Here is a 23100-nt window from a genome sequence, read left to right on the forward strand (position 1 = left end):
GCGTATCGGTATCAACCCATTCACTGTTCTGGGTTGAAGTCGGCAGATGAATCCGCGCCTTGTCCGGAAGCTTGCAAGTAAGACTTCAAGCCATCCACGATTGCCTGCGCCGCTTTCATCTGTCCGTCCTCGCTCAGCAGTACGGATTCCTCGCCGGGATTCGTGAGGTACCCGGGCTCGACCAAGACCGCCGGCATCTTGCTGAGGGAAAGCACCTTCAGCTGCTCCTCCTTCACGCCGCGGTCGGGAAAGCCCAGCGCCTCCACCACCTTCTGATGAATGGCCGTTGCGAGCGGAATGCCATTGTCATACCGGTAATAGGTTTCCGTTCCCCCGACGTTCGGATCCTCGAATGCATTGCCGTGGATCGATAATAAAGCATCCGCGTCCCAATCGTTAGCCACGCCGGCGCGATCCGCCAATTCCACGAACGTATCGTCCGAACGGGTCATCCGCGGCGCGAACGCGGGGTCTTTCTTCAGCAGCTCGTAGACTTTAAGCGCGAGGGACAGGTTGCTGTCCTTCTCCCAGCTGCCGCCGCTTCCCTCGGAGCCCGGATCTTTGCCGCCGTGGCCGGGATCGATAATGATGCGATAGACATTTTCCGGCGGTTCTTCTCCATCCGCCGATGACAATCCTTCGGGCACGCTGCCTGCTAACGGTCTTGTTCCCTCTATATGGTGGCGTACGATGGAAGCTAATGAACTGCCCAGTACGATCAACAAAATGGCCAATACTGCCAAACGGACGGATCTCCTTAATCGCCTGCGTCGTTTCATGATGTCCTCCTGATCGATAATCGTTCCTGTTCGTCTCTTAGTTATAACGTCTGAATGTCATCGGAAGGTTGATAACTTGTAAACAAATTGTCTCCAACTCTATCAAAATGCTTAAATCAGGTTCGAACAGCATAAAAAAAAGCCTTTCCGGGAGGAAAGGCGGAGCGTAAAGCCGATGGCCGGCACTCTTTGCCACGCCACGGTTCGGAACAACAAAAAAGAAGCCCTGCCGTAAGCGGGGCTTCCTAGGTTAGTAAAGTTGGTGCGGTCGAGAGGACTCGAACCTCCACGGCTGTTACACCACTAGAACCTGAATCTAGCGCGTCTGCCAATTCCGCCACGACCGCATCTGGCAGATGTCGTTTCTCGTATTTCAGAAGCAACGTTTATTAAATTATCATAAAGTTGCCTGCAGTGTCAACATTTTCTTTAACGATTCGACTCGATGATTCGAAGAGACGGAATGCCGCTGTAGATATCGCTGCCGTCGCAGACGATCCTGCAAGCGCCGGGTTCCATATGAACGTCGTAGCGATGACCGCGGAAGCTGTAGCCGATGATCGATACGCGTCCATCCTCCGGCGGCTGAGGACGGATAAACAGTCGTCCGTCAAGCTGCGGCCGAATGCCAGCCATGCCGAAAATCACAGCTTGGGCGCCAGCCATGCCGGAGATATTGTTGGCGCGCTTATGCGCCGGAGCCATCGGACGGTCGCAATAATGCTCCTGCGGCACATAAGGCAGCCGGGCACCGATCCACAGATGGCGCTTCAATACGTCCCATGCCAGCTCCGGCCGTCCGATTTCCCATAGCGTCTGCGCCAGAATCGGCCCTTCCCCGCCGAAGCTCCCGCCGCCTGACCAGTCGGGATCGTTCACTTCATAATGAAGCTCGTCTTCGGCGGATATGCTGGAAACCCCGAATTCGCCGAGAAATGCCCCGTCGCGCAAATGGGACAGCAGCGAGCTTTCCATCTCGGGCGTGCAAGCCCCCATCCGCAGCGCGTCATAGGCTTGAATGGAATAAATCATTTCCTCGTGCCCGCCGGGATACAAGCTGCGGAACCACTTCGCCTCTCCATCCCACAATTCCTCCTGAATGGCTTGGCGGATGCGCGCCGACTTGTCCCGCCAGATTTCCGCCTCGTCCAGGTCGAGCTGTGCCGCTAAGTCCGCCAAACGGTCGTAGCACCACGCCCTCTCCGCATTCGGACTTGCGACGACATGCTCATAGCCGCTGCCGCGCATCTCCAGCAGGTGATGGTGGTTGCCGTAGTCGAGCAGCTCGCCGCGATGGAGAAGGCGTTCTTCATCGATCTCCAGCACCCGCTTCAACACGGGATACAGATGCCGGTCAACGCCATGTTGACTGAAGAACGACCAGGCAAAGTGGAAAAACGCCCATAAGCTGTACGAATAAGCAAACGGCTCGTCCCCCGTCCCGTCTGGAGCGAAACAGATATGCCGATCGATCCCGCCCTCTTCCATGAAACGCAAGTACTGCTGCGAGCCTTCGCCGCCAAGCAGCATCGTCAAGGTTTGGCCCACGTAACCCGCCGCATCCCAAGGATAATTGTTGATGCCGCCGCCGTCGATGCCCGACGTGACCGGGAACGGCTGGATTTTGAAATCCGGATGATCCCATAGACAGATCAGCCCGCTAATCAACGAGCGATGGTAATAGGCTTCCAGACCGGGAATATCCGTCTCGATTCGCGGGATCGCCGCTTCAGAGCGAGCGATAAGCGACTGCCAGCGCTCTTCCGTCTCCAATTCCCAGACGGCCAGTCTTGCTGCCGCAAAGGCGTTACGTATATCGGAGTTTTCGAAATGGCTTTCGCTATTGCGTTCGACTAGGCTTTCAACCGCGTTTCCGGCTTCGCTCATGACGACCGCTATGCGGAACACGCATTCCTGATCAGGCTCCATGGACGCGGAAAGCAGGTCATGATGCAGCGTAATCCGCATTTCGCTGCTCTCCCACACGAGTTGGTCGCCAAGCCGTTCCGGAATCGGACCGCCTTGCGGCGGGCTGAAATTCCAGGCGCCAAGCGGAACTTTGCGCACGCTGCCCGGCTCCAGTCTCGGAATGATATCGAGCTGAACGCTTCTGCCGCAACGGTTCGTAACCCGCACGACGAGCACGAACCCGGCCCTGCCTGTCAACGGCACCAGCTCGCTGACGACGCCCAGGGATACAAGTCCCTGCTCCTTCAGCCAATGGTACGTGCCGCGGCGGATGATGCGATCCGGGCGCCACACGGCCCCTGCATATAAGAGCCCGCAGTCCCGTTTGCCTAGATTTCCTGTATCCTCGATCGCGATGCCATCCGCCAAGAAATCCAATTGAAGCTGGAGCCCGCCTGCCGCATAAGGCGGCGAGTAACAACCGTTCACGCCTGTCACCGTACCGTGCTTGGGGGCCGTAACGCTGTACAGGCTGCTCACCCCGATATGATTGGGCGGCGAAGTGCTATGGCGAAGATCAAGCTTGTATTTATCCAACAGGTCATTCACGACCGGATTCCCTCCTTGCGTTCACTGAATCGGCGCCGGCTTATCAGCCTTTAACGGCACCGACGGTCAAGCCTTTTACGAAATATTTCTGAAGCAGCGGGTACACGAACACGACGGGGCCGATGCCGACGATCGCCATCGCCATCCGCACCGTTTCGGTCGGAATCGCCGCCGAGGCCGTGCCGGCAACGGAAGCGTCCACCAGACCGGAATTCAAATATTGAATATTGTAGATGGTCTTGTACATCAAATATTGCAAGCTCACCAGATGGTTGTCGCTGATGAACACCGAGCTCGTGAACCAGTCGTTCCAATACGCCAGCGTCTGAATCAAGCCGATGGACGCGATGACCGGCAAGGAGAGCGGCAGGATGATCCGGGCGAAGATCCGGAATTCGCCCGCGCCGTCGATCTTGGCCGATTCGATCAGCGACACCGGAATCGTATTCGCGAAGAAGGTACGCATGATAATGACATTGAAGGGCACCACCAGATGCGGAACGATAAGCGCGAGCAGCGTATTGTTCAGGCCCGCGGCATTATAGACGAGATACCACGGTACGAGCCCTCCGCTGAAGAGCATGGTGAAAAACACGGCAAATGCGATGATGTTGCGGTAAGGCATGTCTCTGCGGGAAAGCGGGAAGGCAAGCAGCGAAGTCAGCAGCAGGCTCCCTGCCGTGCCGATCACCGTGACCAGGATCGATACGCCGTAGCCGCGGAAGATTTGCGTCGCGTCTTCGAACAAGTACCGGTACGCGTACACTGAAAATTCCCGAGGAATAATGTTGTAGCCATGGGTCACGATCGCTTGCTCGTCCGTTAACGACACCGCCACGACGAGCAGTACCGGGTACAGGCAAGCCAAGCTTAGCAGGGCGAATATCGCAACCAGTATCGCGTTCGCCCCGCCCGATAAGCCATTGCTTGAATATTCCTTCTTTACCGCGCGTTTTTTTTCCGCAGGACGGCCGGCCGAGACTTGAGAGTCGGCGTGAGCATTCATTTCGGTTCCCTCCTAAAACAGCGCGTTTTCGCGGCTTGACTTGCGCACGATGAAATTGGTCAGCAGCACGAGCACGAACCCGACCGCCGATTGGTATAAGGAAGCGGCTGCCGACATCCCCACGTTGCCGCTGACAAGCAGCGACCGATAGGTGAATGTATCGATAACGTTAGTCGTCGGGTAAAGCACGCCCGTATTGAGCGGCACTTGATAAAACAAGCCGAAATCCGCATTGAAGATGCGGCCGATTTGCAAAATAACCAGCACGACGATAACCGGGACGATCAACGGAATCGTTATTTTCCGAATCTGCTGCCATTTGGAAGCTCCGTCAATAACGGCCGCCTCGTAATATTCCTGATCGATTCCGATAATGGCCGCCAAATAAAGGACCATGCCGTAGCCGACATTTTTCCAAAGGTTAACGAGCGGTAGAATGACCGTCCAATACTTAGGTTCGGTATACCATGAGATTTCATGGAAGCCGAGCGGCTCTAGAATCGCTTTGTTAATGAAGCCGTACCCGCCGAGGAAGGCGTAAGCCAGATAACTGACGGCGACGAAAGACAAGAAATAAGGAAACAGCAGACTGCTTTGAAAAAACTTGGCCAGCTTCCGGCTTCGCAATTCATTCAGGGCAATGGCCAGAAGTATGGCGCCGACCGTGTTCACCACGATAAACAGTCCATTGTAGAGCACGGTATTACGGGTTGCGATTAAAGCATCCTCCGTCTGAAACAAATACTTGAAATTTTCGAACCCCTCCCAGGGACTACCCAGGATGCCGCCCTCGAAATTATAGTTCTTGAAGGCGACGATGCCGCCGAACATCGGAATATAGTTGTTGAACGCGAGTACCGCTGCCGGCAAGATCAGCATCAGGAACAAGGCGCGGTATTTCACGAGGTTGAAAAGCAAGCCAGCGCGACGGTTCATGAGCTCCGCTCCTTTCACGATGAATTGAAGAGGCCGGCAATCGCAGACATGCCGGCCTCGCTATTCGCCTGCTGGCGCTGCTTACTTGCTGCTCAGGAAGGCATCGACTTGCTTCTGTTTCTCGACAATGACTTTGTCGAGTCCGGCTTGCTTCATCTTGGCGATAAAGTCAGGCAGATCCTTGTCGGGATCCATGACGCCCGTGCTGAGACCGTCGATGAACGAATTGAATATGTTGTTGATTGCCGCTTCTTCGTTCTTGACCGGTTCCGCGTTATAGCTGAAGCCGACGATCGGCGATGGTTTCGCCGAAGCATTGAACGCCTTGTACGCTTCCCACTTTTGCGGATCCTCGTTATCCCACAGATAGTTGAGGAATTGGTTGCCGAACATATAGTTGTTGCCCGGCGCGTAGCCGCTTTGACCGGCTTGAACGCCGTCCGGCAACTTGATGACCGTATCGCTTGCTTTCGCGAAATGCTTGCCTTCCACGCCGTTCACGAGCGTGTTAAGCAATTGGGCGTCCGTATGCAGCAGGTTGATCAGCATCATGGCGCGCTCCGGATTCTTGGACGTCCGGGAGATGGCGGTCATGGCGCCGTTCAGATCGCCGCTTGTCGTGTACGGTTCCGTCATGACCACTTGCACCATCGGATGGCCCCATTGCTGGCTGAGTACTTTATCTTTGCCCGGTGTGAGCTGCTGCCATTGCGCGAAGACCGTGCCGGCCTTGTTGAAGGTGGCTGCGTCTTTTTGAGTAGCCGGATCCTTCTGGAAGTAGCCTTTGCCATACCAGTCCTTCATCAGCTTAAGCGTTTGCAGCATTTCGGGCGATTCCCACTGGTCGACGACCGTCGTGCTGCCATCCTTCTTGATTGCGCCGGGTACGGCGCCGATTTGCTCGAACGGGATGAGGGTAACGTTGTTTTTGCCGCCCCAGAACGGCGTCACGGTCGGCTCTTTCTCTTTGATCGTCTGCAGCATCGGCTCCAGATCCTCGTATTTCTTGATTGAGCTGATGTCGAAGCCGTATTTGTCCACGAGGTCTTTGTTCAGCACGATGCCGAATTCGCTTGCCATTTCTTTCTCTACCGGCACCGCGTAATTCTTGCCGTCGATTGCCGTGCCCGTAAGCAGCTCCGGATTCATTTGCGCTTTCGTCTCCGGGGCGTATTGATCGATCAGGGAAGTAACGTCCAGGAACGCGCCTTTGGCGACATTGCCGCTGAAATTATCCCAGCCTGCCGTGAACAAGAGGTCGAACGGCTCGCCGGACGCGACCATCAGGTTGATTTTCTGGGCCCAGTTGCCCCAGTCGACCGCGCTGATTTTGACGGTGGCGTTGATTTTGTCCTTGAGCAGCTTGTTCATTTCCGCCTCGACCAAGGCGACGTCCTTCTGCTCGGTGCCGGGGTAATAGATCGACAGCTCGGCCGGCTCCAAGGCCGGCTTATCGTCCGCCGGCGCAGCGTTGTCCGTCTGCGCGGCGTTCGCGGTCTCCGGCTCCGCTCCGTTCGCCGCATTGGCGGCGTTCGTGCCGTTCGCGTCGTTCGAATTCCCGCAGCCCGTCAGGGCGAGCGATGAGACGAACGCGACGGTGAGGAGCGTGGTGGCGATTTTGGATTTGCGTTGCATGTAATAAAACCCTCCTTTGTTTGTTGAAGCGATAACGATGTCCCGTAACAGTTCCCATTGTAGACGCTTTCGCTCCCGGGCTGAATCAAATTATCTACGACGGCCTTCAAAATTCTATCGGATATGCAAGGCAAGGATGCTGCCGCAACGCAGAAGGGCAATCCCCGAATAGCGGGATTGCCCCATTGGTCCAGCCTTATAGGAAATATGCGGCCAGCGCGGCGAAATCTGCCGTGTCGATGATGCCGTCGCCGTTCATGTCGGCGTCTCGATAGGTCTCGTCCCAGCCGGCGTCCGTCAACGTTTTGCCGTAGAAGCCGGCCGCAAGACCGAGATCCCCGGCGCTGATCCTGCCGTCGCCGTTCAAATCGCCGGTCTGAATGACCGTTTGCGCGAACGATTGGATGGCGGCCTGCAGCGTCTGGACGGACTGATCCGCCTGCGCTTGCGTCGCGTCGGCTGCATTCGCGACAGCCTGCGCGGCAACGACGGCCGTTTGGAGCGCCGCCTTGGAGCCAGCCAGATGCTGCCCTGGACGCGTGCCCTCCGTCGCGGCGTCAAGCAGACCCTGCGCCTGCGCGATCGCCGAAGTCAAGGCCGCTTTGTCGACGATGACGATCTGGACGTTGTGCGCCGCGTTCTCCAGCTGCGATTCTTCGCCGTCGAACGTCGAGACGACGTTATCCGTCACCGAGATCGACGTCGATGCGGCGGCTTCCGGCGTTTTGGCCCGGAACGTGAATTGCAGCACGTCTTCATCGCCGGTTATGGCATTCGCGGTACCGGCGGCGGCCAAAATCAGATGCACCGTTCCCGGGGCGGCCGATTGTCCGGCAATATCGAAGCCCGGTTTCAAGCCGACTGCCGATACGAATTCGAACTGCGACGGATCGTACCGAAGCTTCAGATCTTCCGCCGCGATGCTGCCCTGCAGGTCGGTCAACCCGTAGCGAAGCACGTACGTTTGACCGGCCGGGACGGACGCCGCTCCCGTCAGCGACGCCGAAGCGGAGATCGGACCGTCCGCCGGATTCGATTCGGCCGTCTCGTACGTGAAGTTCGCTTTGTTGATCGTGCTCGTCCAGTTGTCACAAGCCGGATCGCCGTACGGGAATACGATCTTCAAGTACCGGATGCCGTCCGCCAGTCCGTCCGCGCTCAAGCTGAGCGTGTCGTACCCCGACGCGTTGCTGAGGATCTGCAAATGAACGGACAGCTCGGCGAAGCTCTGTCCGTCCGCAGAACCGTAGATCGTGAATTTGACCGTCTTCGGCAGACTGGTCCAGTTCGAAACGTTGATGTCGAACGACCGGACATCGCCGTCCGGCGATTTGTAGATGACGTATTCCGGTTCCAGGCTGTCGTCATTCGAATGAATGATCCGGTCGCCGTCGCCGGCATACTTCTCCAACTGCCCCCCGAACGCATTGGCGATATGGCCCGATTTGCCGATCAGCTTGGACAAGTCAGCCGCTTCGTCCGTGAAGGTCGCGACCTGTCCTTCATCCGGAGGCGTCTCGGCTCCGAAGTACTTGAAGTCGACGTTCATCAGCTGCTCTTTCCAATTCTCCAGACCCGGGAATTCAATCTTCAAATACTTGGTTCCCGCCGGCAATCCGCTCGCGGCGTTGCTGAATACCGCATACCCGTTCGCTCCGCCCGTCAACTTGGAAGCGGACGTGATTTTCGTGAAATTCACGCCGTCCGACGAGCCGTAGAAGGCGAATTGCGGCGTGCCCGAGAACAGGCCCGTCGTAATGTCGAAGGAGTACATGTCCCCTTCCGGCGAACGGTAAACGACATATTCCGGCGTTGTCGGATTATCAATGTTATGCGCGATGCGGGTAGCATCGTTCGCGAAGTTCTCCGGATGGCCCGAAGCGTTTACGATCAGGGCCGATTTGGCGTACAGCTTGCTCAGATCCGCGTTGTTATCCGTGAACAAGGCAAGTCCGTCCGGATCAGGCGTCTCAGTGTCCGGCAGCGCGAGACTCAGGTTATGGTTCAACAGGTTTCCGAAGCCGGAAGTATCCCGCCAATTATCGGCGGTTCCGCTCCACATGAGCTGGCTTTCACGGTTGCCGGCATTGCCGCCGTCGTCGTCGTTGTTGCCGACATCGAAGCCGAGCGTAATATCGCGGGCCGGATCGATATTCAGCGAGGTCCAAGGAATGGCCAGCTCGACCGTATAACCGCCGGCAATGTCCTTCTGGGCATATTGCACGTTGGCCAAATTGCCGATCATAGACAGCTGCGCGTCATGCCAGCCAAGCGTCAGCTGGTGGTCGTACGAATCATAGGCGGCGCCTTGATTGTGGTCGGCGTCGAGATAGACTTCCACCGAGTCGTCCTGATAGGTTTGGGCGCCGGCCGTATCGTTGCGCAGATCCGCATCCAGCACTTCAATGCCGACGTACAAATTCTGCGTATCGCCAAGTGTTCCGAAGCTGACGCTGTTATTGGACGTGCCGGTAATCGCTTTGGCAACGCTGCCGTTCAGCGACCAGGACGGCTCATTAAGCGCCCCGTCGACCGTCATCGCGCCGGAAGGTTCCAATGCGGCAGCCGCGTTCTTGCCGTCGTTCAAAACCAAACTCCCGAATGCGGCCGTACTGCGCCAATTATCCGCGTTGCCTCGCCACATCAGCTGGCTTTGACGCAAGCCGCCGTTGCCGCCGTCGTCGTCGTTATAGGCCGCGTCGAAGCCGATAACCGAATTGTCGGCAGGGGGTTGAATGCCGATCCCACTCCACGGTATGGCCATTTCGACCGTAAAGCCGCCGTCGATATCCTTCTGCGCGAAGGCGATACCAGGAATATCCGCGCCGACCGACAGCTGGTCGTCATGCCAGCCGAGCGTGATCTGATGATCGTCCGTGCCGAACACGGAGCCTCGGGCGTTGTCTCCGTCGAGATAGATTTCGACCGAATCATCCTGATAGGTTAAGGCGCCGGCCGTATCGTTGACCAGGTTGGCGTCCAGCACCTTCAGCGCAACGAACAGCTTGTCTCCGTTCCACATCGAGCCGAACGTGACATTGTTGTCGGATGCGCCGGTAATCATCTTCTCGACCCGGTTGTTGACCGCCCAGCCCGGTTCGGACAGATCGCCGTCGATCGTCGGCTCGGTCGCCGCCCGGTCCGAGACCGCGACGCCCGGCGCCAGCGCGCCGTCTTCGACGGGATCGGCCGTGACGTTCACGATGGCCTGAGAGACGTTGCCGGCCGGATCCGTCGCCGTTACCGTAATCGCGTTCGATCCCTTGGACACGCGGACGACGGCCGTGAACGTACGGTCGGCCTTCAGCGTCGCCGGCGTTCCGTTCACGCTGATCACGGCATCCTCGTTCACGCTGCCGTTCAATACGTAACTGGTGCCCGAGGTCGAACCTTCCGACGGTACGGTCAACACAGGCGGATTCGGATCATATACGACCCGGACCGACGCGGGCGCGGCGGTTTGGTTCAACAGATTAGAAGCCGTGACGGCGATCGCATTCTCGCCTTGGCTCAAATTCAAGACCGTGCTGAACGTTAGCGGAACCGAGGCGCCTTCATTCTCGCCATCGTCCGAACCGCCGTCCGGGCTGCCGGTCGATACGATCTTCAAGTCGTCGATATACGGATCGTAATAAGCCGCATGATTGGTTTCGAAGCCGACTGCCTCGACGCTGCTCCATTGCACGGGGAGCGAGCTTGCCTCGCCTGTCGCCGCGTTGAAGTGCGGAGCCGCGTCAAAATCGGACAATGGAATCGTCACCTGCGTCCACTTGGCCCCGTAATCCGCGGCGGCAATGTAGCTCGAGAGCGGCAGCCGCGCCTCGACGGCCATTCCGCCGTTATCCGATATGAGCACGGCGGAGAAGCTGTCCACTTTGCTCTTCGTATACACCTGGAATTGGAGTGCCGCAGTGTCCTGGACGGCGGCATAATCCTCCGCCGAAGCTTGATTCGACGAATTCAGGAAATTCAAGCCGGCGCGGGCAAAGCCGGCCGTTAATTTCAACCGGAGCGAGCGCTCCCCTTCGGCCGGCGCGAATACCGACCGGCTGTCCCACACGACCTGCGCGTTTGTCGTGAAGCCGCCTTGCGCGCTGGATAACCCTGCACCTGACGATACATAGTTATCGTTCAGAATCTGCCGGATGACGTCGCCTGCCTGACCGCCGCCTTCATTCGGCGTTCCCACTTGGATCGTCTCCTGCTTGACCGTTTCCCCGCCGGCCGTCTGCTTCACGGTCACCGCCGCGCTGCCGTTCGTGCGGCCCGAGACGGTATATTCGCCCTGCTTGACGTACTGCAGTCCGGTCTGGTCCAACGACAGCCCCAGGTAGGCCGGATTGTACCTGACGAACAACGTCACGGGCTCGCCCTCGTTGCCCGCCCCATCCTTCGCCACGGCCGTGATCGTATTGTCCCCGGGCTGAAGCGCCACGGTCGTGCCGAAGCTGTTGTCTTCCGCGACCGGCACGGCTTGTCCGTTGATCTGAAGCGTGCCCGCCTCGTCCAAATGACCGGAAACCGCGAACTCCGATTCTCTCACCGCGTAGGACGCATCCGTCGCGGACGCGCTGCCGGATTGATCGAATACGATATGCGGCGGTGCCGCGTCCACGTCGGACGTGACGACGACGGATACGCTTCTGGCCGGCAGGACGACCGCGGAAGCCTTACCGTCTTGAATATTGCGCGAAGCCGCCAGCTGCATGTCTTGGCCTTTGGCGACATCGGCGGTCAACTGATACACGTTTGCCGTCGTGCCGGTCAGACCGCTCACGTTCACGGTTTTCGCGGCGTTCGTCGGATTGACCATCAGCGCGGTCGTTTGGCTTCCGTTCACGAACGCGACCGCGTCCATCCAGACCGCGTCCGTCGTCGTCAAGCCCGAGGCCGGATCGGCGCTGACCCGTCTGACGGCCGAGCCGACGGGAACGTTGTTGAACAGATTGCTGAGCACGTAGAACGCCTTCGATTTGGTCACCGTATAGCCGTCGCCGTCGAGAAGCACCTCGCCGACGTCGGTCGGATGCCTGCCGTTCGCCCAGCCCAGCCACCAGAACCAATAATTGTCCTTGATCAGCGCCATGTCTCCGGCCAGACGCTGGGCGGCGTTGATCGCCATGTCCATCTCCGAGACGCCGGCGATGAGCGTGCTGTATTCGGTTTGCCACAGGTCTTTGTCCGGCACTTGGTCCAATGCGGCGCGATAATTCTTGTACACGTCGTTGTTGTCGAAGCCCTTCGCGAAGTAACTATGCGACGCCAATCCGCCGATTGCCGCGTTCAGCTCCGGGTCGCCGCGCAGCGCGGAGAAATCTTCCCCGAGCAGCAGCTCGTTCTCGTGGTAAGCGGCGCCTTCCGGACCCAGGATTTGCACGCCGGTCAGTCCCGCGGCGTCGAGCTTGGAACGAAGCAGCTTGGCGACGCGCTGATATTGGGTGCCGTTGTCTCCGCCCCAATAGCACCATTCGCTGACGATTTGCGACAACGGCTCGTTCTGGAAGCTGAGCGCCTTGGGCACGCTGGCGCCTTTGTCCGCAAGCCATTGGATCGCCTTGACGAGATAATCCGCATAGGCAGCTTCCTTATCGGTACGGAGCCTCACATGCTCCGAGCCCGTCCATCCGTTCACGGTCGGCAGCGTCTTCATCCCCACCGGCGGCGACCAGACCGAAATCATGTAATCGTGCATCCCTCTCGTTTCGCCGGCATTGACGATATCGAAAATCTCCTGCATTTTGCTGTCGATCAGGTTGCCGTCCCCGTCCCCGGTCACCGCTGGAATCATGACCCTGAACATCGTGGCGCCAAGGTCCTCGAACAGCGCTTGCTGCGCCGCCGTCTTATCGGTAAAATCGCGATTCCAGTCCGCGCGATTCCACGACGGGAAGATTCCCCAGCCCTTCACCGTCTGCTGGTCGACGCCGGAAATAGCGACGTCGTACACCGGCGCTGCCTCCGCGCTCGCCGCGCTTGCCGGTTCGACGGGCACGCAGTAGAACGCGACCAGCGCCGCAAGCGCGACGCCGATCATCCTTCGAAACGATAACGATCTCATTAACCAATCTCCTCCTCTGCTTTTTCACCTCCAAGTGTATACGCTTACAAGCGCAAGCTACATCAAATTATCTATGACGAACTTCAATTTTCTATCGAGTTTGGGCGCGCGGCGACGAATAGGTCTCTAAACCGCGCCATGATCCTGCTATGATCGAATTACGCGCCTGTTTTATGCCAAGTTTCTCCCTACTTCTCCGGCTGCAGCGGCTTTCTCGGATCGAAAGCCGGGAACACGTAGTCGTTCAGGTTGACAAGCTTCTGGTATACGGCATCGTTCAGCGAGCGGTTGTACTGGGCAGACAGCTTATCGAGCGCTTCCTTCGGATCTTGGAGCCCCTGCAGAATATCCCGGTACGCCTTCATCCGCACCGCATCCCCCAGATTGCTCGGGCTGAACTGCGTCGGTTCGTACTTCAGAATGAACTTGGGCTCCTTCGGGTAAATCGACTCCGCGGAGGTTGGAAGGAATTGCTGCATGCCGGGCAATTCCGGCCGATACTGTTCACCTTCCGTCAGATCCCGCCTTGCCGGAATGAGATCGCCCTGCTTGTACATCTCGCCAAGATAGCCGCTCGACATCAGGTATTGCCACAGCCCGACCGCCGCTTCCTTGTCCTTCGTAACGGCATTGACCGCATAAGGCGGCTCGGGCTCGATCATCAGCGCGCCTTTGCCCTTATCGGATGCGTCAAGCAGCGGCGGCATCGCGATTCCCCATTGGAACGAAGCCGGATGCATACGCTCCAAAGCTGCGATATCGCGGCTGGATACGATCATCATCCCGATATTCCCTTCCGCGAATTGCGTCAGCGCCGTATCGGGCTTCAGCGACATTTCCCCGGGGAACAAGCCGCCTTCCCGTTTCATCGCAAGCATCGTTTGAAACCAAGGCATATATACGGAAAAGTCGTAGTTTCCTTTGGCATAATCGTAATAGTACGCTCCGCTCAGCGTGCCTGCCATCTCCAGCGGCTGCTGAAAGCCGGCTTCGTCCTCGCTCGCCGGCAGCGCGAAGCCGTATTTGCGATAACCGGTGCCCGCCTTGGAAATGCCGACGGCGCAGGTTTTCAATTCCGCCAGCGTAGCGGGCGGCTTGCCCGGGTCGCATCCTGCTCCCGACAGCAAATCCTTGTTGTAGACGAGCCGGATCGTCAGCATGCCGGACGGGATCGCGTAATAATGCTCGTTTTGCTTCGTATAGTCGGCCGCCCACGCGGGAAAATCGCCGCGTACGGAATCCGGCGCCTCTTTCGATAAATCCAGCAGCCAATTCTTGTAAATATAGCTGGTGAGCCATCCGGTACCGATCTGAAAGACGTCCGGACCTTCGCCCGAGGTCATAAGCATGTTCAGCGACTCGTCGTACGTGTCGCGCGGCAGACTGAGCAGCTTGGCGGGCGACTCGGGATGATCGCCGTTGAATGCCGCGATCAAGCGTTCGATATCCTTCGTTTGCGCGGAGTCCTGCACGGCCAACGTGATCGGCTCCTTCTCATCCGGTCCGCCGCCTGCCTCGGGAGCCGAGGCTTGCGGATTGCCCGGGCCGCCGCAGCCCGCGCATGCGAGAACGGCCAACGCGGCGAGCATGAATCTCGCTTTACAAAAATCGACGCTTTTCATCATTTTCCACTCCCCTTATAATGATGTGTAAACGTTCTCACCAGTCCGTGGAAAGGAGCCGCGTCCCCATGCTCACGCTCCGTAAACTATCCGGCTTGCTTACGTTTAACCGGGTAAGCCTGAAATACCGATTGCTGCTGTATTTTCTGCTGCTCGTGATCCTGCCGACGTCGATCATATCCGTAACCGTTTACAACGAATCGTACCAAACCATCACCCAGAACATGAATGCCTCGGTGCAAAAAAACTTGGCCATGATGGAAACGGTGCTGGTCAAGAAATTCGATGAAATGAACGGCGTGGCCAATTCCATCTACCTGAACCCGGATATGCTGGACATGCTGTCCGCCGACCGCCCCTCCGACCAAGTCGGATTCGTCAACGAGCTTGCGAACTTCAACAAAATACTCGATATCTATGCGCAGCCCGAAGGACCAGCCAAACAGTTCGTGCCGAAGCTGTACATGCTGGACAGGCCTGAATACGTGCAATATAATTTCTCGCGCAACGTGTCCACGATCAGCGAAATCGAGAAAGAGCCTTGGTACGCCGCCCTGCCGCCGAAAGCCCGCTATTCCATCGTTGGCCTGCAGGCGGAAACCTCGGCTAGCGGCACGTCGTATACGATCAAGCTCGCCAAGCGATTGTTCGGCTTGAAAAACATGACGATCCCCTACGTTGGCCTGCTTACGATCGATGCCGACATTAACGACTTTAACAGCATGCTCGTCCAGCTCAAGCCCTCCGCGAACAGCTCCATCTTCATCGTCGACAGCCGCGGGAACGTGATCGTGAGCCCGGACCTGGGGCTTCTCGGCAGCAGCTTGTCGGAAGAAGCTTATATTTCCAAACTAATTAACCGGCCGGACGCGGTCGGCTCGTTCGACGAACGCATCGGCGGGCAGGCCGAGCTTGTCTCCTTCCGGCGAATTGCATCGCTCGATTGGACCGTCGTCTCCGTCTCTCCGATCAGCGATCTTAATGGCAAGCTCGTCTCGTTCCGAAGGGCCATGTACGGCGTACTGGCACTCTGCATGGTGCTCGCCTTCGTCATCGCCCTGCTGCTCTCGAACAATATCACGAAACCGATACGCAAATTCATCAAGACGATGTCCTATGCGCAGGAAGGCAATTTCGACGTTCGGGTCCAGTATCGCCGAAAGGACGAATTCACGTATTTGTTCAGCCAGTACAATAAGATGATAATGCAGATCAAAGAGTTGATCAACAAGCTGTACGTCAGCGAAGTGAAGAAGAAGGAAGCCGAGCTCAAGGCGCTTCAGTCGCAGATCAATCCGCATTTCCTGTACAACACGCTCGATTCCATCAATTGGATCGCGCTTCGTCACGATGTGCCCGACATCAGCCATATGGTCACGAGCTTGTCGGACTTCTTCCGCTACAGCCTCAGCAAAGGCCGGAGCATCATCCCGATCGAAGACGAGCTGCGGCAGGTCGAAAGCTATCTGTCGATTCATCGTTTCCGGTTCAAAGATAAGCTCGATTACGCGCTCCGGGTGGAACCGGAGGTATACGGCCACTTGACGGTCAAGCTGGTCCTGCAGCCGCTCGTCGAGAATTCCATCATTCACGGCATCGAGAAACGGCACGGCAAAGGTTATATCGAGATCAGCGCCCGCAAAATCGGCGAGCGGATCGAAGTCGAAATCGCCGACAACGGCGTAGGTGCGGATGCCGACGCCCTCAACGCCATGCTGGCGGGCGAAGGCGAGGCTGGCGATTCGTTCGGCACGATCAACGTAGACCAGCGGCTCAAGCAAGTGTTCGGGGAACTTGCGGGCATCCGATACGGCAAGAGGGATGGGCCCGGAATGCTCGTGATCGTAACGATGCCTGCCGTGACAACCTGGGAGGAGAATGAAGATGCTCAAGATGATCATCGCCGATGATGAATATAACGTCCGGGAAGGGCTCAAGGAGGTCGTCCGCTGGGATGAGCTCGGGATCGAAGTAATCGGAGACGCCGCCGACGGTTTGGAAACATTCGAGCTATGCCGGAAGCTGAGGCCCGATATTCTGTTGACGGATATACGCATGCCGATGATGGATGGGCTGGAAGCCGCGCTGAAGCTGAAGGAAGACGGCAATCCCGTCCGACTCATCATCATCAGCGGTGCCGAAGATTTCAACTATGCCAAGACGGCCCTCAGTCTGAATGCGGACGGTTATATCTTAAAGCCCATCAAAATAGCCGAGCTCCAGCAAACGGTCCGCAAGGTCGTTGCCTCCATCACCATGGAGCGCAGCCGCGAGACGCAGACGGAACAGCTGCAGCGGCAGATTCATGAGAACATGCCGCTGCTGCGCGAGAAGCTTCTATCCCAAGTGACGATGGGCATGCATACGAACGAAGCGGACATTCGGAACAAGCTGGCGCAGTATGGGCTTCCATCCGCGAAGGAAGATCTATGGACGGCGGCCGTGCTGCAGATCGACGAATACGAGAAGGCAATCGAGCGCTACAGCGATACTCGCAAACAGCTGCTAGGCTTCTCCGTGAACAACGTACTGGGTGAAATCGTCTCCCGCGACGGCATCGGCATCGCCTTCGTCATGAACGAGAACGAGCATGTCATCCTATTCAGACAGGCGGAGTTGCAGCGCGTAACCACCAGCCTGAAGGAAATCTGCCAAGAGATGATCGGCAGCATGCAATCCTACCTGAAGCTGTCCGCCTCCATCGGCATCGGAAACCCGGTAAGGCATGCGATCGATCTCCACGGCTCTTATCAAGAAGCGCTCGCAGCGATCAAATATAAGTTTTATACCGGGAAAGGCTCGGTGCTGGCCATCGGAGAATTCCAGTCCGATTCGCATCCGCTGGAATTTCCGAAGCTGTTCGATGCCGAAACGAAGCTGATGAACTTCATGAAGCTGGGCAGCAAAGTGGAGGCCGCGGAGACCGTCGCGTCGATCTTCGAAACGCTTTGCGGCAATCGCCATTTGCCCGTCGGCTACATGCAGAGCATCTGCGTTGAGCTGATCCATATGGCCGACAAAGCCGTCGGCGAGATGGACGAACATATTCGGGACATCGTGCCCGGCTACGCCTCCGCATTCGTCGACGTCTACGACAAACGCGAGGCCGCGGAGCTTCGCGAAGCGATGCTCGAGCTGTTCGGAGGGCTGGCCGACTATTTCGCCCACAAGCATTCCCCCAAGAACAGCCGGATGATCCAGAAGATCAAAACGATCATCTCGCAGACCTACATGGAGAACATTACGGTTGCCCGGCTGTCGGAGCAGGTGTATCTGTCGCCGAATTACATCAGCTTGATCTTCAAGCAGGAGACCGGGGAAAGCATTACCGAATACGTGACCAAAGTGCGGATGGAAGCCGCGAAGGAATTGTTGAAGTCGCAGGACTTGAAGATTCTGGAGGTGGCGGAAATGGTAGGCTTCGAAAACGCCACGTACTTCAGCACCGTATTCAAAAAGTTTTCCGGCATGCATCCGCAGAAATATCGGGGTATGTTTCAAACCCATGGTTAAACAAGAAAAACCCTTCCGGATGGAAGGGTTTTGTTCGTAAGGTTGGTGCGGTCGAGAGGACTCGAACCTCCACGGCTGTTACACCACTAGAACCTGAATCTAGCGCGTCTGCCAATTCCGCCACGACCGCACGTCCGGCAGATGGACCGCGGCATTGCCGCAATCACGTTTTTTATAGTATCATTCACGGTCGGCGCAGTCAAGAAAAGCAGCGAAGTTGAAATTTTCAAATAATAACCGCAGGAAGCCTATCGACCCGGCTGCCTCCTGCTCCCCTCGCCGGATCGCCTTCATAGCGCCTCTGACTCTTCTCTACACCTCGCTGCGCGGGTCCGTTACCGGTTCGTAAATGTAGCTGCGGCTCAGCTTCACGACTTTGCGGTTCCGTTTGCGGATCACGACGCTCTCCTCGTCCCAAGCGACGACGATGCCAAGCACGTCGTTGATCTCGATGTTGTCGCGCACGACTCGCAGCGACGTGCCTTCGACTCTATAGCGGTCCAGTTGTTCTTCAGTAATCATAAGCGGCCTCCTATGCTTAAAGAACCCCAATGCTGCGTATGCGCAGGCATTGAGGTTCCCTATAATCGCTGATTAAACTTAGCTCACATGTTCCTTCGAATCATTGGTCTCGTACCATTCGTCCAGCACGCGCGACGACATCACGCGGCTCGTCACGTACTCCGACTGCTTCTCCGTAAACTGCCCTTTCCAGTCCATCTCGAGTTCTTCCGACAGCTTCACGATCGTAAGCAACTCCGACCAGGCGACATACCGTTTATACCAGAAAAATTGGGGATGTTCGATCATATAAGGATACAAGTCATCAAATTCCGTATGCTTGCAATCGAGCGCACGTTCAAAATGGTTTTTCGCGTCCGACAACTTGGTTAATAAATACTCAGCCGATAGATTTGCCATGAAAGTTGTGCCTCCCCCATCTGTACTTATGAACATTATATGTCAAAATAACGATCTCGAAAAGATGCTGATTATGGAACTATTGCTCGAAGCGGATTTTGCCGCCTTCCAAGGAAGCGATCTTAACGAGCGATTCGACCCGGATGCCCTGCTCGCGGATGGTCCGCGCGCCGGCCTGGAACGATTTCTCCACGACGATGCCGAGACCGGCCAGCTTCGCGCCGGAACGCTCGATGATTTTGATCAAGCCTCTGGCGGCGTCGCCGTTCGCGATAATATCGTCGATGAACAGCACCGTATCGTCAGCCGTCAAAAATTGCCGGGAGACCATGATATCCGTTACGATCCCTTTCGTAAAGGACGGTACGCGTTCGGAGTACGAATCCGGATCCGCGATCAGCGTCTTCTTGCGCCGCGCGAACACGAGCGGCACGTTCAGCGCCATCGCCGTCGTGAAAGCGGCCGGAATGCCGGAGGACTCGACCGTAATGACTTTCGTGATGGGCGTCTCGGCATACAGGCGCGCGAATTCCTTGCCCATCTCCAGCGTTAACTGCGGATCGACCTGATGATTCAGCAATGCATCCAGCTTCAGCACGTCTTGATTGATAATCGAAGCTTCGCGCAATATGCGTTCTTTTAACAGCTCCATTCGCATTCCCTCCACCAAAATCTTTTTCCGTTAAAGGTACCATATGGAAGGGTTGCGCGCAACTGACGGACACAAATTACCAATACGCGCTATCTATTCTGCAACTTTCTTCCATTTCAAGCGTCTACCTAATATAACAAAGACCTTACAAAACAATTTCGCTACACCTTAGGAGGTATGCGTCATGATCTCTGCTTACGCCAAACCTGCCATTCGCGCTGCCGCCGCCGCATTGCTGGTCTTATCCCTCTCCGCCTGCCAGCTGAACGTGATCGGGACAACCGGTTCGAATGCCGAGAAGGACATCTCGTCCTCGCAGCATGGTTCTGGTGCCAGGGACGTCACGGACAGCCCTCAGAAAAGCTACGATACGAAGGGTAACGGCTCCGTTAAGCCAGCGAAAGGCCCTATCACGGACGACGGCACCGCCCTCAGCCCGGATGCCACGGCGGAATCCTCCACGGGCAATGCAGGGAAATCTCCGGCAACAGCGCACAAGTCCGAAGACGATTGGCATGCGGAAGCGCCTCGCCTGCTCGGTATCGCGCTCGGAGAATCTCAATCGGAGGCCAGCAAAAAGCTCGGCAAGCCGGCAGACAGCTATCCGATCGAGGACGGCGGCGATCGACTGACGGTCGAAGAATATGCCTCCTTCTCCGTTGGCTACGACCGCGACCGGAAAGTCGTATTCGTCGATGCCTTCGATCAAGGAGCCGCAACCGGGTTAAGCGGCCTTCGCGTCGGAGACAGCGGAAGCGCAGCCATGAAGGCGCTCGGCAAACCGGATACCCACACCGCGAGCGTGCTCGCCTACGAGGCAGACGGCGCACTGCTGAAGCTTGACCTCGATCCGCAGAACGACCGGATTATATCGATCAAGCTGTTTTCAACCGATCGTCAGCCATAAGGCGAGAAGCGCGCAGACCAGTATGGGCACCGTCAATACGATTCCATACTTCATATATTCCCGCCATGACATCTCGATGCCGCCCTTGCGCAGCAGCTGCAGCCAAAGCAAGGTCGCGAGCGATCCGATCGGCGTGAGCTTGGCGCCTACCGAGGTGCCGAGCAGGCTGGCGAACGGCAAATAATGCGGCCCGCCCGTGTCCTGTATCGCCAGGGAGGATACGAGAACCGCCGGCAAATTGTTGACGGCAGCGCTCAGGAGCGAGAACAAGCCGCCGGAGCCGAGTATGCCGAGAAACGCCCCCTGCTCCGTCATGGGCCCGAGCGCCTTCGGAAACCAATCGACGGCGCCATGAAGGTACAAGCTGTATACGATCAGGTTCATCGATAACGCGAAGACGACGATCGACCAAGGCGTGCGGCGGATGGTCGCGCGAACGTTCCCCATTCCGACCGCAAAGCTTGCCGCCCACTGCACGGCCGCCCCGCCAAGCGCGATGAACGCGACGGGCACCCCGATTTTCCCCGATACCAAATAACCGACCATCATCAAGGCGATAATCAGCCACGACAGTTTGAACAGCCGCTGGTTGGTTACGGCCGAAGCCGGCTCAGGAAAGATGCGCGGCGCTTCCGCCCGTTTCTCACCTATCTGAATGCCTTTGCCGAAATACATGAGTATCATCGCGATTGTCGCGACGATCGCGATCAATCCCGGAAACAGCATCGTCCTTGCATACTCTCCGAACGTCAAGCCGAAGAAATCCGCCGTCAAGATATTCGTCAGATTGCTCATCATAAGCGGAGCGCTTGCCGTGTCCGCCATCAAACCGATGCCCAGCAGAAACGCCAGCCTCGTCCTTCGCGGGAGCTGCAGCAGCGCCGTGACCTCGAGCACGATCGGGATCATGATCAGAATCGTGCCGTCATTGTTGAAGAACACCGTAATGCAGGCCGCGAGCGCGCAAAGCCCGATCAGCAGGCGCAGCTGCCGGTGGTAGAATTGGCGAACGATGTGCAGTGCCGCCCAGCGGAAAAAGCCGTTCGCATCCAAGAGAGAAGTAAAAAGCATAATGCCAATCAGCGAAAAGGTGGCATTCCATACGAAATGCCAAATATAAGCCGCGTCTTCGGGCGCAAGCAGACGGGCCGCGAACAACAGCGCCGCTCCTGCCAGGGCGGTTATCGCCTCATGCAGCCCTTTCGGCTTCCAAACAATCAACGCCAGCGAAGCGGAGAATACGCTGACGGCTACCAGCATGGCCATAAATTTGGGATCAACTGCTTTCGTCTTCGGGATAATGGAATCGGAATAAAATTCAAGGATTATGAGAGTTAAGGATTATGAGAGTTAAGGATTATGAGATTCAAGGATTAAGGATAAACGAGAAATGAAAAAAGATAAATGATCAAGGAATGGGATTGCGTTTAGTAGTCATGCCTGTCCCCGCATGGACATACCTTTAGCTATAGGCCGTCCACGAAAGGCAGGTATCGATAGAGATGAAACGGATCAGCACAGTCATGCAAATCGCGTTTACCTATATGGGAACGGTCGTCGGCGCGGGGTTCGCCACGGGCCAGGAGATTTTGCAGTTCTTTACACGGTTCGGCTTCGTGGGCGCATTGACGATTCTGCTCGCGACGGTCATGTTCGTATGGCTCGGCTCCAAGATGATGCTGATCTCGAACGATGTTCGGGCCAAGTCGTACGAGGACGTCAATAAAGTGCTGTTCGGCGAGCGGTTCGGACGATGGATCAGCCATTTCATGCAGCTGGTCTTATTCGGCGTATGTGCGGTCATGCTGGCCGGCGCAGGCGCGATCTTCTCCGAAAATTGGAATCTGTCGTATCAGTCCGGACTGTTGATCACGATGGCAGGCTGCTTCCTCCTGCTGCGCAAGGGCATGAGCTCCATCCTGACCGTTAATTCGATCGTCGTTCCGATCATGCTGCTGTTCACGGTGCTCATCATCATCGATACCGTCCAAACGCCGGGTTCGAGCCGCTGGCTGCTGCTGACGAGCGATTTTTCGCCTGTCGCGGTATGGGCATCCCCGTTCCTGTACGCGGCCTTCAACCTGGCGATGGCGCAAGCCGTCCTTGTTCCGCTCGGCGCCGAGATCGAGGACCGCAAAGCGATCGTATACGGCTCTTGGGTCGGCGGCATCGGCATCGGCTTCATGCTCCTTGCCGGCCATATCGCGCTGTCGGTGTACATGCCCGGCATCCAGCAGTTCGCCATTCCCATGGGCGGCATCGCGCGCGAGCTGGGACACGGCATCCAATGGATTTATATTTTTCTGATCTTCGCCGAAATCTTCACGACGCTGATCGCCGACATCTACGGACTGACGCTGCAGCTGCAGGAACGGCTGAAGCTCTCCCGCACGCTGCTCACGATTCTGACGCTCGGCGCCTGTTACATCGCCAGCCAAATCGGCTTCGGTCCGCTGCTCTCGACGCTCTATCCCATCTTCGGCTTAATCAGCCTGGGCTGGCTGATTCTGCTGATTCGCCATCGGCCGCCGGTTCGGGAATGACCGGAGAGGCG

At 57.1% G+C, this 23100-nt stretch carries 15 protein-coding genes and 2 tRNA genes; 4 read left to right on the top strand and 13 right to left on the bottom strand.

Features of this window, described 5'->3' with window-relative positions; translation table 11 throughout:
* Positions 1 to 20 precede the first annotated feature (20 nt).
* The 8 genes from AC0YNU_RS03390 to AC0YNU_RS03425 all read right to left on the bottom strand — a co-directional run bounded on the left by AC0YNU_RS03390 (position 21) and on the right by AC0YNU_RS03425 (position 14556).
* Positions 21 to 743: an N-acetylmuramoyl-L-alanine amidase family protein gene (locus AC0YNU_RS03390; RefSeq protein ID WP_475753108.1), complete on the bottom strand. Its 723-nt coding sequence runs from the start codon at positions 741 to 743 to the stop codon at positions 21 to 23.
* A gap of 296 nt (positions 744 to 1039) precedes the next feature.
* Positions 1040 to 1126 (bottom strand) — tRNA-Leu (locus AC0YNU_RS03395).
* 82 nt (positions 1127 to 1208) lie between these two features.
* Positions 1209 to 3296 carry an MGH1-like glycoside hydrolase domain-containing protein gene (locus AC0YNU_RS03400; protein ID WP_475753110.1) on the bottom strand — a complete coding sequence of 696 codons (2088 nt, stop codon included), beginning with the start codon at positions 3294 to 3296 and terminating at the stop codon, positions 1209 to 1211.
* Between the two features lie 43 nt (positions 3297 to 3339).
* A complete protein-coding gene (locus tag AC0YNU_RS03405) occupies positions 3340 to 4302 on the bottom strand; it encodes a carbohydrate ABC transporter permease (RefSeq protein ID WP_475753112.1) in 963 nt (320 codons plus the stop codon).
* 12 nt (positions 4303 to 4314) lie between these two features.
* The gene (locus tag AC0YNU_RS03410) at positions 4315 to 5238 is read right to left on the bottom strand and encodes an ABC transporter permease (RefSeq protein ID WP_475753114.1); all 924 of its coding nucleotides are present in this window, start codon (positions 5236 to 5238) and stop codon (positions 4315 to 4317) included.
* Positions 5239 to 5319: 81 nt separating this feature from the next.
* Complete coding sequence (locus AC0YNU_RS03415; RefSeq protein ID WP_475753116.1) at positions 5320 to 6873, bottom strand: ABC transporter substrate-binding protein; 1554 nt, start codon at positions 6871 to 6873, stop codon at positions 5320 to 5322.
* 196 nt (positions 6874 to 7069) lie between these two features.
* Positions 7070 to 12931: a sugar-binding protein gene (locus tag AC0YNU_RS03420; protein ID WP_475753118.1), complete on the bottom strand. Its 5862-nt coding sequence runs from the start codon at positions 12929 to 12931 to the stop codon at positions 7070 to 7072.
* A 188-nt stretch (positions 12932 to 13119) separates the two neighbouring features.
* Positions 13120 to 14556 (bottom strand): ABC transporter substrate-binding protein, encoded by a 1437-nt coding sequence (locus AC0YNU_RS03425; protein WP_475753120.1) that lies wholly within the window; start codon positions 14554 to 14556, stop codon positions 13120 to 13122.
* A 65-nt stretch (positions 14557 to 14621) separates the two neighbouring features.
* On the opposite strand from AC0YNU_RS03425, the gene AC0YNU_RS03430 reads away from it, so the two are divergent.
* A complete protein-coding gene (locus AC0YNU_RS03430; RefSeq protein ID WP_475753122.1) occupies positions 14622 to 16463 on the top strand; it encodes a cache domain-containing sensor histidine kinase in 1842 nt (613 codons plus the stop codon).
* Positions 16438 to 18066, top strand: coding sequence for a response regulator (locus AC0YNU_RS03435; protein WP_475753124.1), 1629 nt, complete (start codon positions 16438 to 16440; stop codon positions 18064 to 18066). Before AC0YNU_RS03430 ends, AC0YNU_RS03435 begins: the two co-directional genes overlap by 26 nt.
* A gap of 43 nt (positions 18067 to 18109) precedes the next feature.
* On the opposite strand, the gene AC0YNU_RS03440 is transcribed toward AC0YNU_RS03435, so the two are convergent.
* The 4 genes from AC0YNU_RS03440 to AC0YNU_RS03455 all read right to left on the bottom strand — a co-directional run bounded on the left by AC0YNU_RS03440 (position 18110) and on the right by AC0YNU_RS03455 (position 19639).
* Positions 18110 to 18196: transfer RNA gene (locus AC0YNU_RS03440), tRNA-Leu, on the bottom strand.
* A 182-nt stretch (positions 18197 to 18378) separates the two neighbouring features.
* The gene (locus tag AC0YNU_RS03445) at positions 18379 to 18588 is read right to left on the bottom strand and encodes a hypothetical protein (RefSeq protein ID WP_475753126.1); all 210 of its coding nucleotides are present in this window, start codon (positions 18586 to 18588) and stop codon (positions 18379 to 18381) included.
* Between the two features lie 78 nt (positions 18589 to 18666).
* Complete coding sequence (locus tag AC0YNU_RS03450; protein WP_475753128.1) at positions 18667 to 18987, bottom strand: hypothetical protein; 321 nt, start codon at positions 18985 to 18987, stop codon at positions 18667 to 18669.
* Between the two features lie 79 nt (positions 18988 to 19066).
* The gene (locus tag AC0YNU_RS03455; RefSeq protein WP_475753130.1) at positions 19067 to 19639 is read right to left on the bottom strand and encodes a xanthine phosphoribosyltransferase; all 573 of its coding nucleotides are present in this window, start codon (positions 19637 to 19639) and stop codon (positions 19067 to 19069) included.
* Between the two features lie 184 nt (positions 19640 to 19823).
* Between AC0YNU_RS03455 and AC0YNU_RS03460 the strand changes: the two genes are divergently transcribed.
* Complete coding sequence (locus AC0YNU_RS03460; RefSeq protein WP_475753132.1) at positions 19824 to 20546, top strand: hypothetical protein; 723 nt, start codon at positions 19824 to 19826, stop codon at positions 20544 to 20546.
* On the opposite strand, the gene AC0YNU_RS03465 is transcribed toward AC0YNU_RS03460, so the two are convergent.
* The gene (locus tag AC0YNU_RS03465) at positions 20526 to 21812 is read right to left on the bottom strand and encodes an ArsB/NhaD family transporter (RefSeq protein ID WP_475753134.1); all 1287 of its coding nucleotides are present in this window, start codon (positions 21810 to 21812) and stop codon (positions 20526 to 20528) included. The two genes, AC0YNU_RS03460 and AC0YNU_RS03465, sit on opposite strands and share 21 nt — an antisense overlap.
* Before the next feature lie 236 nt (positions 21813 to 22048).
* Between AC0YNU_RS03465 and AC0YNU_RS03470 the strand changes: the two genes are divergently transcribed.
* Positions 22049 to 23089 carry a YkvI family membrane protein gene (locus AC0YNU_RS03470; protein WP_475753136.1) on the top strand — a complete coding sequence of 347 codons (1041 nt, stop codon included), beginning with the start codon at positions 22049 to 22051 and terminating at the stop codon, positions 23087 to 23089.
* Positions 23090 to 23100: the final 11 nt, after the last annotated feature.

It is taken from the genome of Paenibacillus sp. J31P316 (assembly GCF_056269105.1).